The organism is Treponema medium (genome assembly GCF_017161265.1).
Lineage (GTDB): Bacteria > Spirochaetota > Spirochaetia > Treponematales > Treponemataceae > Treponema > Treponema medium.
Genome location: NZ_CP031393.1, coordinates 273851 through 288161, shown reverse-complemented (window position 1 = coordinate 288161; position 14311 = coordinate 273851). Strand labels below are relative to the sequence as shown.

At 47.1% G+C, this 14311-nt stretch carries 12 protein-coding genes; 6 read left to right on the top strand and 6 right to left on the bottom strand.

Annotated elements, in window-relative coordinates; translation table 11 throughout:
* The first annotated feature begins 347 nt into the window (after positions 1–347).
* Complete coding sequence (locus DWB79_RS01235; RefSeq protein WP_016522245.1) at positions 348–2444, top strand: methyl-accepting chemotaxis protein; 2097 nt, start codon at positions 348–350, stop codon at positions 2442–2444.
* Between the two features lie 14 nt (positions 2445–2458).
* Here the strand turns inward: DWB79_RS01235 and DWB79_RS01230 are convergent, their stop codons facing one another.
* The gene (locus tag DWB79_RS01230) at positions 2459–2908 is read right to left on the bottom strand and encodes a Fur family transcriptional regulator (protein ID WP_016522244.1); all 450 of its coding nucleotides are present in this window, start codon (positions 2906–2908) and stop codon (positions 2459–2461) included.
* A 259-nt stretch (positions 2909–3167) separates the two neighbouring features.
* Between DWB79_RS01230 and DWB79_RS01225 the strand changes: the two genes are divergently transcribed.
* On the top strand, positions 3168–4472 hold the full coding sequence (locus DWB79_RS01225; protein ID WP_016522243.1) for a S1C family serine protease: 1305 nt from the start codon (positions 3168–3170) through the stop codon (positions 4470–4472).
* A gap of 12 nt (positions 4473–4484) precedes the next feature.
* The gene (gene radA, locus DWB79_RS01220; RefSeq protein ID WP_016522242.1) at positions 4485–5891 is read left to right on the top strand and encodes a DNA repair protein RadA; all 1407 of its coding nucleotides are present in this window, start codon (positions 4485–4487) and stop codon (positions 5889–5891) included.
* Positions 5892–5983: 92 nt separating this feature from the next.
* Here radA and mtaB read toward each other — a convergent pair whose 3' ends face one another.
* From mtaB to lepB, 5 genes are read right to left on the bottom strand one after another with little or no spacing between them, the layout of a single operon-like run.
* Positions 5984–7600 (bottom strand): tRNA (N(6)-L-threonylcarbamoyladenosine(37)-C(2))-methylthiotransferase MtaB, encoded by a 1617-nt coding sequence (mtaB, locus tag DWB79_RS01215; RefSeq protein WP_016522241.1) that lies wholly within the window; start codon positions 7598–7600, stop codon positions 5984–5986.
* A gap of 57 nt (positions 7601–7657) precedes the next feature.
* Positions 7658–8308 carry a tetratricopeptide repeat protein gene (locus tag DWB79_RS01210; RefSeq protein WP_016522240.1) on the bottom strand — a complete coding sequence of 217 codons (651 nt, stop codon included), beginning with the start codon at positions 8306–8308 and terminating at the stop codon, positions 7658–7660.
* 13 nt (positions 8309–8321) lie between these two features.
* Entirely contained in the window at positions 8322–8684 is a 363-nt protein-coding gene (locus tag DWB79_RS01205) for a bactofilin family protein (RefSeq protein ID WP_016522239.1), read from the bottom strand.
* A gap of 20 nt (positions 8685–8704) precedes the next feature.
* Positions 8705–9994: a coproporphyrinogen-III oxidase family protein gene (locus DWB79_RS01200; RefSeq protein WP_016522238.1), complete on the bottom strand. Its 1290-nt coding sequence runs from the start codon at positions 9992–9994 to the stop codon at positions 8705–8707.
* 9 nt (positions 9995–10003) lie between these two features.
* Positions 10004–10717: a signal peptidase I gene (gene lepB / locus DWB79_RS01195; protein WP_016522237.1), complete on the bottom strand. Its 714-nt coding sequence runs from the start codon at positions 10715–10717 to the stop codon at positions 10004–10006.
* Positions 10718–10839: 122 nt separating this feature from the next.
* On the opposite strand from lepB, the gene smpB reads away from it, so the two are divergent.
* Genes smpB through DWB79_RS01180 form a run of 3 tightly spaced genes read left to right on the top strand, consistent with a single transcriptional unit; the run spans position 10840 to position 14304 of the window.
* Complete coding sequence (gene smpB / locus DWB79_RS01190) at positions 10840–11304, top strand: SsrA-binding protein SmpB (protein WP_016522236.1); 465 nt, start codon at positions 10840–10842, stop codon at positions 11302–11304.
* 9 nt (positions 11305–11313) lie between these two features.
* On the top strand, positions 11314–12168 hold the full coding sequence (locus DWB79_RS01185; protein WP_016522235.1) for a TP0183 family DNA metabolism protein: 855 nt from the start codon (positions 11314–11316) through the stop codon (positions 12166–12168).
* Positions 12169–12174: 6 nt separating this feature from the next.
* Complete coding sequence (locus tag DWB79_RS01180; protein ID WP_016522234.1) at positions 12175–14304, top strand: ATP-dependent DNA helicase; 2130 nt, start codon at positions 12175–12177, stop codon at positions 14302–14304.
* Positions 14305–14311 lie beyond the last annotated feature (7 nt).

Here is a 14311-nt window from a genome sequence, read left to right as displayed (position 1 = left end):
TGATATCTCCGTCGCTTTTGTCTAACCGGTTCCGCTTAGGCAAGGGGGATACCATCTCTCTTTTCTGTCCAAGAAAAAGCATTTTTTTGCTTGACTTTTGAGGGGGGGGGGGGGGTATTATAGAAGAAGATTTATTTATAGCGGATACCTGTACTTATCCGTTACAGTAAGGAGAAATTTATGGGAAACCTCTAAAACCTGAGATTTTTAGAGATGTTCTATATAGCATTCTAATAGCATTATAGACTTTGTTGCGAGGGGGGATATCTTTTAAGACCAATACGGCTTTTAAAAGATATCCCCCTGACACATTCAATCAGTCTGCTTAATTTTTAAAGGAGATGTATATGACGTTACGTTCTAAACTGACACTTTCAATGGCACTGACGGTTTCTATTGCGGCATGTGTTATATTAGGGTTTTCGGTTTTTTCTGTTCGCCAATTAGTTGAACGACAATTTTACAAAGGCGTTCCGGGAGTTTTATCGATGGCAAGCATCGATTTACAGTCCGATTTATTGTTCGGATATTCTCGTTCAGAAGCGTGGGCAAATAATCAAATACTTATTGATTGGTTGGACGATGGTACGCCTGAAGGCGAAAGTAAGAATGCTATTATACGTCGTCTTGAAGAGTTTGCTTCTGAAAAACGTATTATCTCTTCTTGGGTATCAAGCACACAGACAAAAGATTATTATATAGTGGACGCAAATAAAAAGGTTCATTATTCCCTCTTGAAGGAAAGTGAACCGGCGGATGCATGGTTTTTTAAAACGATAAAGTTGAAAGAAAAAGTAACATTCAATATCAACAAAAGCAAAGAGACCGGTGTGATGGGGTTGTGGATCAATGCACACGTTTATAATCAAGAATCAGAATTATTAGGGATTGTTGGCGTAGGGCTTGATCTTGACGAATCGGTTGAGACAATGAAACAAACACTACCGTCTGCACATTCGATCCTATTTGTAACGGATGAAAATGATAATATCGTTATTTCGTCAAATAATGAAAGTTTTGGTGTATCATTAAAAGAATATTTACCGGAAACGATGAATGAGATTCCGCAATATCCTGATATAAAAACATGGAAAGATGGAAAAAGAGGCAAGATGATATACAGCGGACGACAGATTGCAAATCTTCCGTATAATATTGTATTTATTGCGCCTGTGGATGATTTTTTACCCGGTATGTTTACCATTGCAGAAATCCCACTGCTTGTAACAATCATTGTAATAGGAATATCTATTTCGTTGCTGTATTTTTCAATACGAAAAACCGTAAGCAAACCATTGAGTAATACTACTTCTGCGCTTAAAGATATTGCTCAAGGAGATGGGAATTTGACATTCCGATTGCCAATTCATGGGAAAGATGAAATAGCGCTATTATCTGAATATTTCAATAAAATGCTTTCAAAAATTGCGGCGTCTATTCACCAAGTCGGAACAAACACGAGCATAATGAAAGAAGTAGGTAATGAACTTGCATCTAATATGACCGGAACGGCGAGTGCAGTACATGAGATTAGTGCAAACATCGATGAGGTAAAGCAGCAGGCGATAACTCAAGCAGCAAGCGTTACTGAAACAGCTGCCGTTATTGAAGAGATTGTTCGTACAATTACACAACTGAATGCCGGTATCGAGATGCAGGCGACAAGTGTCGTGCAATCTTCTTCATCGATAGAAGAAATGGTTGCAAATATCGCATCAATCGGAAAAACGCTTGAGAAAACAGACTCTGTTATCAAAGAGCTTACCGCTGCAACCGGTGACGGCAAGGCAACAATTGTTACCTCTAATACTGTAACACAGAAAATCGCAGAAGAATCGGGTTCTCTTTTGGAAGCATCAAGTGTTATTCAGCACATTGCATCGCAGACGAATTTACTTGCAATGAATGCTGCAATAGAAGCTGCTCACGCAGGAGAAGCTGGAAAAGGATTTGCCGTTGTAGCAGACGAAATCCGTAAGCTTGCCGAAGATTCTGCAGCACAAGGCAAAAGCATTACCGCTACATTGAAAATGTTATCAAGTGAAATTGAAATGCTTTCTGCTTCGTCGAAAACTGTTGAAGAAAAGTTTAATGCGATCTTTAATCTTGCAGAGCAGGTAAAAGCCATGAGTACACAGGTTACCGAATCGATGCAGGAACAGGAGAATGGTAGTAAGGAAGTACTGGCAGCTATTAAGAGCATTAATACGGTAACGGTTGAAGTGCAAACCGGTTCGGAAGAAATGTTGAAAGGCGGAGAAAAAGCTTCGCAGGAAATGCAAAAACTCGACAATCTGACTTGTGTTATCACGGAAAGTATAAACGAAATGGCATCGGGAGCTGCACAAATTAATAATGCCGTGCAGGAAGTGAATGCAATTACACAGAAGAATAAACGGAGTATTGAAAATTTGGCTGAAGAAGTTTCAAAATTTAAGGTATAGGGAACCTCTAAAAATTAGGGATGCCCTATAGTATGCTGCTTTTCTTCCTCTTCAGCTTTGCAGGCAGGGCAAAGACCGGTAAGTTCTATGCTGTGTGATGTCATGGTAAAACCCGTTTCGGATAAGATTTGGTCTTCCAAATCGTGAAGCGGACAAACGGCAATATCGGCCGAAGCCCTGCACTTACTGCATACAATTCGGTGGTGATGTTCTGTTCCTTGCTGAGATGCAATCTGAAAATAGGCTTTTCCGTCAGGATGTATGCTCTTTGTTACAAAATTGGATTCGGCAAGTGTATGCATTGTTCGATACACCGTCGATAAGTCAATTTGCAGCTCCTCCCCGCAGGCTTCATGCAGTTCTTCGACAGAGAATGCCTTATCTTTATCTTGAGATAAAATACTGATGATCAAATTTCGTGCTTTTGTTTTGCGCAACTTCTTTGTAACAAGCGGGTTTTCCATACTTTTTATGTCCTACGCACTATCTATTCGATAGATCGATTATATCGGAGAATGTTTTTTTTTGAAAGGGCAAAACACAGTGTTTTATGGATGCTTCATAATATAGATGAATAAATATCTCAGAATAAAGAGGCTGTTGAAAAGAAATCCGATGCGTTTATCTCGATGTTTTTCTATTGGCGGGGAGACTTTTTTTTTGTATATTTATACTAATAAGATATATAGGAATATACTGGCATAATTTTTAAGAGAGGCGCGTATGAAGCTTTATACTAGAAGACAGCTTATTCTTTCCGCAGCCGTTGTCGGCTGTTTTATTGCACTTGCCGCTTATGGGGCTGGCGTTTATTTAGGACGCGGAACGAAAACATCGCATAGGGATGCCGCAACTGAGCTTGAAGCCTTGATAGGAAGTAATACTGAGCAAGCAGAACAGAGTGGCGTACAGAGCAGTGTCGCCGAGAATACCGGCAGCGGAAGTGTGTCTGTTTCCGAATCGATGGAACAGGCAAGTCCGTATCTGACCGCTGCCGCGGAACCGGCGAGCCGTTACACCGCAGAAGAAAAGCAAAATATTTCGGTGTACGAAAATACCAATGATGCGGTTGTCAATATCACCACGGAAACGGTCGGGGTAAACTGGTTCCTTGAACCGATTCCGCAGGAAGGTGGTTCCGGCTCCGGTTCGATTATTGATAGCCGCGGCTACATCCTTACCAACACTCACGTTATCGAGGACGCGACAAAGATATTCGTATCTCTCTCGGACGGCAGCCAATACAGCGCAAAGATTATCGGGGTAGACCGTGAAAACGATCTTGCGGTGCTCAAATTCGACCCGCCTGCAAACACTCAGTTAACGACGATAAAATTCGGCGATTCGGATGGACTCAAGGTGGGACAGCGGGTACTCGCAATCGGGAACCCCTTCGGCTTAACACGAACGCTGACGGTCGGTATTGTGTCCGCCCTCGGCCGCCCGATCCAAACCGATAAAAACGTTATCATCAAAAATATGATTCAAACCGACACGGCCATCAATCCCGGCAACTCGGGCGGACCGCTCCTCGATTCCGACGGCAGGATGATCGGTATCAATACGATGATCTATTCTACGTCGGGTAGTTCCGCAGGCGTCGGCTTTGCGGTGCCCATCAACACGGCAAAACGGGTAGTATCCGAGATTATCAAGTACGGAAAAGTCCGCCGTGCGTCCATCGATGCGGAGCTGGTACAGCTGAACGCTTCGATTGCAAACTATGCGGGGCTGTCGGTACAGCGCGGGCTATTGGTTTCCCGCGTTAAAAAGAACAGTAATGCCGAAAAGGCGGGGCTTCGCGGTGGTGCGAATGCCGTCCGTTACGGTATCGGGAAGCGCGCTGCGGTTATCTATCTCGGCGGCGACATCATCACCGAAATTGCCGGTCAGGCTGTCAGCAACTTGAGCGAATACTACGCTGTTTTGGAAGATAAAAAACCGAATGAGAGCATCGCCGTAACGGTGCTCCGCGGAAATAAGACCGTAAAACTGACGCTTACCCTTTCCGAACGGAACGATGAATAGGTAACGAAGGGGATGGCAAAAAAGAAGGCCGGCGGGCAGATATTCCGGTGCAGCTCATGCGGGTACAGTCAGCCGAAATGGCTCGGACGCTGTCCGGGCTGCGGCGAATGGAATACCTTTGAGGAGCAATTCCAAGAAGCGGACTTTACCCCCGGCTTTGCTTCGAGCGCCGCTGCCGTGCGGCAAACGGACGAAGCGCATCCCATCCCGCTTGAACAGGTGGAGGTGCACGATACCGTCCGCATTACAACCGGCATTTCGGAATTCGATCGGGTGCTCGGCGATGGTGCGGTAAAGCGCTCGGCGGTATTAATCGGCGGCGAACCCGGTATCGGAAAGTCAACATTGCTCTTACAAGCGGCAGCTGCCACAGCAGCCGGAGCCGTAGGGCAGCGGACGCTCTATGTATCCGGTGAAGAGTCCGCCGGTCAGATACGCGGCCGTGCAGACCGGCTCGGTGTTCCGCTCAAAAATATCGAACTGCTCTGTACCAATTCGGTGGAAAATATCGAAAAAGTATTGAATAATCTCAACCCGCTTATCGTCATTATCGATTCGGTACAAACGCTCTTTTCCCCGCAGGCAGGCACCATCCCGGGCACGATCAATCAACTCAAATACTGCGCCAACGAATTGGTGCAGTGGGTAAAGGAGCGGGACGCTGCGCTCTTTCTTACCGCTCATGTAACAAAGGAAGGCGTCATCGCAGGGCCGAAGGTTCTGGAGCACATGGTCGATACCGTTATCTCTTTTGAGCGGAACGAAGATGATGTGCGGTTCCTCCGCGCCCTTAAAAACCGCTTTGGTTCGGTGGATGAGCTGGGAATTTTCAGGATGGATGAAAAAGGCTTAGCCGCCGTACAGGATCCCGCCGCGCTGTTTATCATTCAGCGGCAAGGCGAGCTGCCTGCCGGGTCTGCAACCGTACCGGTGTTTGAAGGCAGCCGCGTATTTATGGTAGAAATTCAAGCGCTTACGGTACCCGCTAAGGGCACTATGACGCGGGTGTTCTCCGATAAGATAGATTCCGCACGGGTCAGCCGTGTCGCCGCCGTACTGGAAAAACGGATAGGCTTGCGGTTCTCCGATCAAGATATTTATATCAATGTCGCCGGCGGCATCCGGCTGCGGGAACCGGCTATCGATTTGGCTTTGGCGCTTGCGCTCTACTCTGCGCGAACGGATATTCCTGCGCATAAAAACGAAGCATTTATCGGAGAACTCAGTCTTGCCGGTGAAATCAGACCGGTGCGCCGCTTAAAGCCGTTGATTAAAACCGCGCAGAGCCTCGGCTTTACCCAACTCTATGTCCCGGCAGCCGCCGGCGACGGCGACGAACCCGAACCTGCAATGCAAGGCATTACCCGCGTAGAAAACCTCGCCGAAACAATCAAATATGCCTTCGGTGCGGGGAAGTAGTCTCCGAAGTTTTGTCTCCGGTCTGTGCGTATGCTGCCTTGTTAAACACTTATCTTCCTTACATTCCTTTGTTATTATCTATTCCAACATCTTTATCTGTGCGAGCCGGAGATAATTTCCGTCAATACCGCATTCTTTCCCTGAACTCGTATATGGACATATTCGCCGCCGTGCAAATTACGCTCCTGTAAAGAATCCCGTATTAAAGGCAGCGAAAGATAATTTTCCGTGATAACGGTTTGCTGTCCATTGCGCGGCGCTTCGACAACCCCGCATATCAGTTTTCCATCCCATGCCTGTAAATATGATGCGGATTGCGTTTCCGCCAGTTCGTTCAGCTTTTTTACCCGTTGACCTGCAATCCGTTCAGGTACTTTTGGCTGCATTTTCCACGCCTCTGTTCCCGGGCGGGCGGAAAAGGGAAACGCATGTATTCCTGCGAACTCAAGTTCGCGGCACATCCGGTAGGTTTCCTCAAAATCAGCTTCCGTTTCACCGGGGAAACCGGCGATGATATCCGCACCGATAAACGGATTGTCCTTTACACGGCGGAGTTCGGAAACCGCTTGGTATATGGTCGCTTTTCTGTAACCTCGGTGCATTGCTTTAAGGATGGTATCGCTGCCCGATTGTACGGAAAGGTGGAAGTGGGGGCAAATCTGCGGATGCGCCAGCAACGGAACAAGCGCCTCATCTATCCTGTCGGGATAGAGGCTCGAAATGCGGATACGCATCGCAGTGTTTTCCAGTATGAGTTTGAGCATATCGGCAAAGTCTCCGGCTTCGCTCCGGTACTGCGACAGGTTCACACCCGTCAGCGTTACTTCACGAGCACCGGTTTTCTCTATGCAGCGCAGCCGTTCGAGGACTTCGGCGGCGGGCAGCGACACGGATTTACCCCGCGCAAGCCGTATCCTGCAATAAGCGCAGGCAGCATTACAGCCATCCTGAATTTTCAGCAGTGCGCGTGAGTGGAATAAAAAATGCGGGGAACTGAGTGCGAATAGCCGGTTCTCCTGTGTGCCGTGTATGAATATATTTTGTACTGATGAGTTTTGTATCGGTTTGTTCTGTGTATGTTGCGGAACCTTGTCCCTCAAACCGGTAAGATAAGCACGCACTGCGCTCAAAAAAAAGGCTGTATCAAAATAAGCGCTGTCGCGAACAAGTTCTGCAAGGTATGCCGGTATTTCGGTTAATAAATCTTTTTGCTGCCCGGGGAACGCGAGTATGTGGGGGTGCAGCGCTTCTATTTCCGCCGCTTCCAGTTGAGCATAGCAGCCTGTTACCAGAATAACGGCATGGGGGTGTGTCTTCACCAGTAATCTGATTAGCCGGCGCGCCTTTTGTTCCGCTTTGCCGGTTACGGTGCATGTATTCACAAAGCAGAGTACCGTCTGTTCGGGCGGCAGCACGGAAGATAACCGGATAGGAGCCGCGGCTTCGGCTGCGTTTGAAGTGTTGGTTGTTTCAGCCGATGCGACGTCGGTGAGTAGCGTATGAGTACCGTTCGGTGTTTCAGGATTGTTGTGCAGGGGCTTATCATTTGCACTGGTATGCCCTGAACTTGCGTACCCTGCATAATCGGTATGACCGGTGTAGATTGAAAATCCCGCATCGGTACACAGCGCAGCAAAGGATTCCGCTTCCGTTTGATTAAGCCTGCACCCAAGCGTTTCAATTCGTATTGAACATAATTGAACATTCATAGTAATGAAGGGAACCCTCAATCAGGAGGCATGAAAAAGAGAGAACATTGCAGCGGATTAAAAACGGTGCAGTACGCGCTCATAACCTTTTTGAGCATCGGTTGAATTTTTATTCAGCTGCAAGGCTGATGAATACGCCTCCAGTGCCGCCCTGTATTCTTTTGCTTGCTCCCGTGAGTAGGCAAGCCTTGTCCACCACACACTATTGAGCGGTTCCAACCGGATAGCCGTAGAAAACGCGATATCGGCATGGCGGTATTTTGCCATACGTAAATACAATTCTCCAATATGATAATACACCCCGCTTACCTTCGTACCGTTAGGCGCATAGGCGATATAATCTTCAAAGAGATGCAGGCTCTCTTCGTTTCTTCCAAGGTGATAGAGCGCTTGTGCATGGCTTTCAATAAGCCGCGGATCATATTGCGAAACGGCTCGTCCCTTGACGATCCAGTCAGCCGCTTCCTGATAGCGTTCATCGGCAAGCAGCGCCCATGTCAGCACCACATAGCTGTCAATATTGCGCGGCATCCGTTCTATTTCGCTTAAACACACCGATGCGGATTCTTTATAGCGACCTTCACGATATAATACCAGTGCATCAGCATCTTTTTGTGTATGAATTTGTGCATGAATATAATAGGGAAAAAAGATAGTTAAAAAACTTAATACGATTCCTGCCGGAAATCTTTTGCGGAAAGCAACCACGTTCTCAAGACCTCTAGTGCCGATTCATCGTACAAATGCCGCTGAAAAAGCAACCGCTATCCAGTATTACTTCGGGCGCCGTTACATCACCGGTTAATTTCCCTGAGGCAAATACATGTACTGAGGTTGTAGCGGTAACATTACCGATGACCTCGCCTTTAATAATAACGCGGTCTGCGTTTATCTTTGCCTTTACTTTTGCATATTCGCTAATCATTAAATCGCTTGAAGATTGAATGGTTCCTTGTACGGTACCCTTTATCATAAAGGGCTTCTCAAACTTAATGATCCCGTCAAAGACAATATCCGAAGCTAACACAGTATCGTAATCTTCTTCATCCAAATCTATCAGCGCTATTTTATCCGCTTCTGTCATAGCACATAGAATAACAATGATTAACCGTCGAGGTCAAGAGGCTTTCCGGCAGGTTGTGGACAGAGAAGAGAGAGGGTATCCCACTTTCCGGCAGGGCATTGTGCTTTTGTATCCAGTTCCGAAAGCGCATCGACTAAAAAGCGGTTAAGAAAGAGCATACCTTCTTCTGTAAGATATACGCGATGAGATTCGATGCGGCATTGCCCGTGTTTTTCCCAGCGGCGGAGGGTTTCTCCGATAAAGGCGGTAATATCCGCACCGAATCGCCGTGCAAATATCTCTCGGTTAATCCCTTCCGAAAGCCGGAATCCCATCAGCAGAACCTCTTCCAAAAAAGTATTTCGATCGATATGTTCGTATGAATATACCGAAGTACGGTCGGCTGCGGTCATCCATCTGTTAATATCTTTGACCCCTTCAAAACGCTCCGCTGCGATAAATCTGCCGCCACTATCTTCATATATCAGAGTGCCGCAGGCAGCAGGGCCGATTCCGGTGTATGGTTCCATATTCCAATAGATTTGGTTATGAAGGGAACGGTGCTTATCCTGATACGAAAAATTCGACACCTCATACCGGATATACCCGTTTTCGGCTAAAAGAGCGGTGTTCTCTCGTAAAAGCTCGGAAATAAAATCTTCACGGGTATCAGGGAGCGGCTCTTCGCTGCACAGCCCGTAGAGGGAGAGGTGCTCGATACGGTAGTCTATCAGTCGCTGTACATCGTCGGCAAGGCTTGCCGCGGTCTGTCCTGTTAATCCCGCAATTAAATCACAGGAAAGTTCACCCTGCCATCGGCGTTTTATCGTCTCCAAAGCTGCTATCGTTTTTTCTTTTGAACCGCGACGTCCGTTTACAGCAAGTACGTTGTTATCAAAAGTCTGTACGCCGATGGAAAGCCGGTTGATGCCGCCTTCGCTGCAGGCTGCGAGCCATTCGGGATGAATATCCTCAGGATTTGCTTCTATTGTAAATTCTTGAACCGGTTGTTTCTGTCTTTCACAGATTCCTGCAGCAAGTGTACGAATATCATCGGGGTGCAGCAGCGAAGGCGTGCCGCCGCCGATATAGACGGTTTTCCATGATTCAATAGCAGAGCGCTCTTTAAAAAAACGGACATCCTGCAGGATCCGTTCGATAAATTGAGGATTAGGATGGTATGGCCGGAATTCCGCCTTTTGTGTTTTTGTTACAGCGCCGATCGCATCTGAGGAACGGCAGGTATTAAACCCTACACACGAGTAAAAATCGCAATAGCGGCATTTTTGTGTACAAAAAGGAATATGAATGTAAAGACCGGACGGTTTCACGGTTTCAGCTTAGAAAAGCGCGATACGGGAGAACGGCCAATACCGCATCAGGATGCGTCCTTTAATCTGTGTTGCCGTCTGTAACGGCCCCCAGAGGCGGGAATCGCTTGAGGCAATCCGGTTGTCGCACAGCACAAAGTATTCCCCCTCCTTGAGCGTAATTTCGGGATAAGCGCCTGAGAACGGCAGTGTGGTATCCCAGTTTTCCGGCAGGTTTTCAGTTTTGACATTATAGTCGTTTTCCGTTACTTCAAACTCGGTTAAGAAATGTCCGCCGTCCTTTGTTTTAATATGCAGCACAAAACCTTCCATATATATTGTATCGCCGGGGATGCCGACAACACGTCGGACAAAAGGCTTTGCTTGCGACGGCTGATTAGCTGCAAAGGGATTGACCAGCTGGAAGGTAAAAAAAGCAACGATTTTTTGCACCGTTTTTTCAAAGAAATTTTGATGCGGCCTTGCAATCGGTTCGACCATTACGAGCGTACCCCGTTCAATATCTTTTTGAGTGGAATAAAAAGGGGTAGTGATAATCATATCACCGGAAGAAAAAGTCGGCTGCATCGTATCCGCTTGAATTCGATACGCGGCGATAATATACGAGCTGATAAGCTGATACAGTATAAAAAGTAAGAAAACAATAAAAGCGATACGGATAATTTTAAACCGCTTTTCCCGCCGTTCAGTATATGAAGTAAATTTGTACCGTTGAAAAAACATAAAAAACCTATTTTACCGGTGATGCCGCATATTTGAATAATGATATCGGAATACCTTTTGTAAATACAGTACCATTTTGTTTCTACGTTGACAAGTATTTTCAGATGAATATAATGAGTTTAATGGACGGAGAGCCGATAAAAATTATCGCAAAAAATAAAAAAGCGCATTTTGACTATTCTATCGAAGAAACAATAGAATGTGGGATTGCGCTGCAAGGTACCGAAATAAAATCGGTGCGGGACGGGCGCATTTCGTTCCCCGACTCGTTTGCCGAAATTATACGGAATGAGGTATGGCTGAAGAATTTTCATATTTCGGAATACGTTTATTCTTCAATATTTAACCATGATCCCGACCGTCCTAAGAAACTGCTGTTGCATAGAGATGAAATTAAACGATTGACCCGAAAAACGGAAGAAAAAGGCTATACGCTTATTCCGCTGGAATTTTACTTAAAACGGGGACGGATTAAGGTTATGCTCGGCATCTGTAAAGGAAAAAAGCAGTTTGATAAACGGGCTGACATAAAAGAGCGGGATATTAAACGGGATATGCAACGAGAATTGCAGCTAAAAAACAGGTGATAACGAGCAATGAAATACAGAGGAACAAAGAAAGTATATATAACGCTTCTCTTTCTGCTTATCAGCCTGCCGCCGGCGCTTTCAGCGTTGCCGGGCGTTGCCGTCTACCAATTACAAGCTCCTGCAATATCTGAACAAACTGCTCAAACGGTCGATAATCTTGTCTTTTCTTTTATTAAAGAACTTAAAGCATATACTATCTTTGATTTGCGGAACCAGTCCGTACCGGCTGATTTCCCGAATGATCCGGCTATTGATTATATTTTTTTCGGCGCCTTGGAAGAGGTTCCGGAGGGAATCAAACTTGAGCTTATTTTAAAGGGGCGAAAAGATCAGTTTACCCGTATTATCTCAAAAGTATACGATAATATTAGCAAAATCCTCCTTGATTCCCGGCTGTTAGTGTTCAATCTCTTTGACTTTTCGGTTCCGCTGGAACAGCTTGCACGTTCCCTGCCGCAAACTGCGCAGAATACGGAGTTCGGATACATCGAAACCGTTGATTCGCTCGCCGGTTCATGGAAAGGGGAACCGGGGCTTGACCGCGTGATGATCTTGCGCGGCGGCCGCGGAATGGCGGTATTTTCAAGCGGCGTGTCCGTCTCGCTCGATTTAAAAATAGATAACGGATACTTGCTGGTAACGCAAAAAGGCAGTTTGCAGCCCCGCCAATTCCTCAATTTACCCGATGAGATTGCCCGTCAGGCAGTGCAAAAAACCAATCCTCCGCAGTGGCGCTTTTTGGTATCCCCCGATAAAAAAATTCTTTCAGGTACAAAGGTCGATGCGCAGATTCAATACAATGAAACGGCCATTATCAGCGTTAAATACGATACCGCAACGGTAGAATGGCTGCGCGACTAAGCCTTTATGCACTACGAAGATGAAGCGGAGGAACGAGTATATCACCGCCTTAATGCCGATAAAATAGCCGGATATCTTGAAGAAACCGGCAGCTTTGCGTCTTTTTTTGATCACTATGAAGAACGTCCTCCTCAGCTCGACCTTACCCGCGCAATAACGCATTGTTTTAACGATAGCGCAATCGGCGTCTTTGAAGCGGGAACCGGCGTCGGGAAGAGTTTAGCGTACTTGTTGCCCGCCTTTGAATGGGCGCTTGCCAACAAAGTTCGTATCGTTATCTCCACCGGTACCATCAATTTACAGCATCAGCTCATCGATAAGGATGTTCCCGACGCCTTAAAAATACTCGGTGGATGCGGCGAACAATCGGAACAGCCGCAGGCGGTGCTCATTAAGGGGCGGCAGAATTATCTCTGCTTGCGGCGGCTTATGCAAACGATACAGGAGCCGGATCTCTTTAGTCAGGAAGCGGAAGAGCTGGCTGCTATCCAAAAATGGGCGCAAACAAGCAAAGACGGCGCACGATCCGAACTCCCGTTTATGCCCGCCGCAGGGCTATGGTCAAAGATTTGCTCCGAATCGGATAACTGTCTTGGGCAGCGTTGTCCTTTTTATACCGACTGCTTTGTGATGAAGCTGCGCAAAAAGGCGGAAAAGGCGGCGCTTTTAATTGTTAATCACCATCTGCTCTTTGCCGATCTTGCCAGCAGGAAAGAAGGGGCAGGGTATGCCTCAACTGCCGTTCTGCCGTCCTTTAATGCAATCATCTTTGACGAGGCGCATACGATTGAAGAGGCGGCAAGCGGATTTTTTTCGCGTACCTTTTCCCGCTATGATTTAACCCGCTGTATTACAACGCTTTCCCGTACCAAAAAGGGAAGAGCCGCCGGCTGCCTCGAAAAAATCACTGCGGTTTCTACTAAAGCTGAACTGATGCCGGCTATTATCGCGGCTCTTGCAAAAACACAAACGGCTTACTCCGCACTGGAAGCACGGGCGCTCTCGTTTTGCGGGAATGTGAGCAGTCTCGGTTTTACACAAGTACCGGCATCAAAGACGGCGGCGCTGCTTGCCGCGTGCAAGGATTTTTATGCGGAGCTGAATATCCTCAATGTCAAACTCGCAGTGCTGATTACCAATGCCGAACCGGACGAAGGTTCTCCGTATGAAGAAGCGGTGCGGGAAGGTTCGCTCGCGCTGCACCGGCTGCAAGACATTTCCGAAACGCTCGAAAATTTTTTTCGATGGAAGGAACTGCCTGATTACGTGTTTTGGATAGAAAAATACCAAAGTCCCGTAGGAGAAGTTCCGTACTTTAATCAAACGCCGGTGGATATGTCGGGTTTGCTGAGGCAAGCGGTATTCACGCCCTTTGATACCGTCATTGCGCTTTCCGCAACGCTGAAAATCGGCACGAGCTTCTCGTATTGGCTGGGCAGGGTCGGCCTGCATCCTTTTTCCGACAAGCCGGTACGCACCGGTACCTTTGAATCACCTTTTCCGTACGACAAAAATGTACTCTTGAATATCCCGACCGATGCGCCTGCTCCCGACGATGAGCAGTTTCAGCAATTCGTGAATACCGCCGTTACCAAATTGATTGAAATGACCGGAGGAAAAACGCTCGTCCTGTTTACTTCTTACGAGTCGTTAAAACAAACCTGTGCGTACGCCCGCATGCAGCTGCCTGATATGGAGCTGTTGCAGCAGGGAGAGGACGACCGCAGCCGGCTGTTGCAAACCTTTAAGGAACATATTGACAGCAGTTTATTCGCGACCGCCTCGTTTTGGGCAGGCATCGACGTACCGGGAGAGGCGCTCAGCCATGTCATTTTGGTAAAACTACCCTTTGCCGTGCCGAGTGCGCCGCTTTTCCGCGCCCGTGCCGATGCCATCGAAAAAAGAGGCGGCAGCTCGTTTATGCAGCTGAGCGTCCCCGAAGCAGTCGTACAATTCCGGCAGGGCTTCGGCCGCCTGATGCGCTCGCAAACCGACCGCGGCATTGTAACGCTGCTCGACAAGCGAGCGCTTGTTAAGCAGTACGGGAGAATTTTTATCGACAGTATTCCTCCGACAAAACAATGCTTTGCATCTTTAGAAGAAATAGTATATACTGTCGAAAATTTTTTGTATTGACGGGGAT

Excerpts from the sequence above, each read along its gene's own strand:
- lepB (WP_016522237.1), bottom strand. The coding sequence starts at position 10,717 with ATGTTTTTTCAACGGTACAAATTTACTTCATATACTGAACGGCGGGAA.
- DWB79_RS01225 (WP_016522243.1), top strand. The coding sequence starts at position 3,168 with ATGAAGCTTTATACTAGAAGACAGCTTATTCTTTCCGCAGCCGTTGTC.
- DWB79_RS01230 (WP_016522244.1), bottom strand. The coding sequence starts at position 2,908 with ATGGAAAACCCGCTTGTTACAAAGAAGTTGCGCAAAACAAAAGCACGA.
- smpB (WP_016522236.1), top strand. The coding sequence starts at position 10,840 with ATGGACGGAGAGCCGATAAAAATTATCGCAAAAAATAAAAAAGCGCAT.
- mtaB (WP_016522241.1), bottom strand. The coding sequence starts at position 7,600 with ATGAATGTTCAATTATGTTCAATACGAATTGAAACGCTTGGGTGCAGG.
- DWB79_RS01180 (WP_016522234.1), top strand. The coding sequence starts at position 12,175 with ATGCACTACGAAGATGAAGCGGAGGAACGAGTATATCACCGCCTTAAT.
- DWB79_RS01205 (WP_016522239.1), bottom strand. The coding sequence starts at position 8,684 with ATGACAGAAGCGGATAAAATAGCGCTGATAGATTTGGATGAAGAAGAT.
- radA (WP_016522242.1), top strand. The coding sequence starts at position 4,485 with ATGGCAAAAAAGAAGGCCGGCGGGCAGATATTCCGGTGCAGCTCATGC.
- DWB79_RS01235 (WP_016522245.1), top strand. The coding sequence starts at position 348 with ATGACGTTACGTTCTAAACTGACACTTTCAATGGCACTGACGGTTTCT.
- DWB79_RS01185 (WP_016522235.1), top strand. The coding sequence starts at position 11,314 with ATGAAATACAGAGGAACAAAGAAAGTATATATAACGCTTCTCTTTCTG.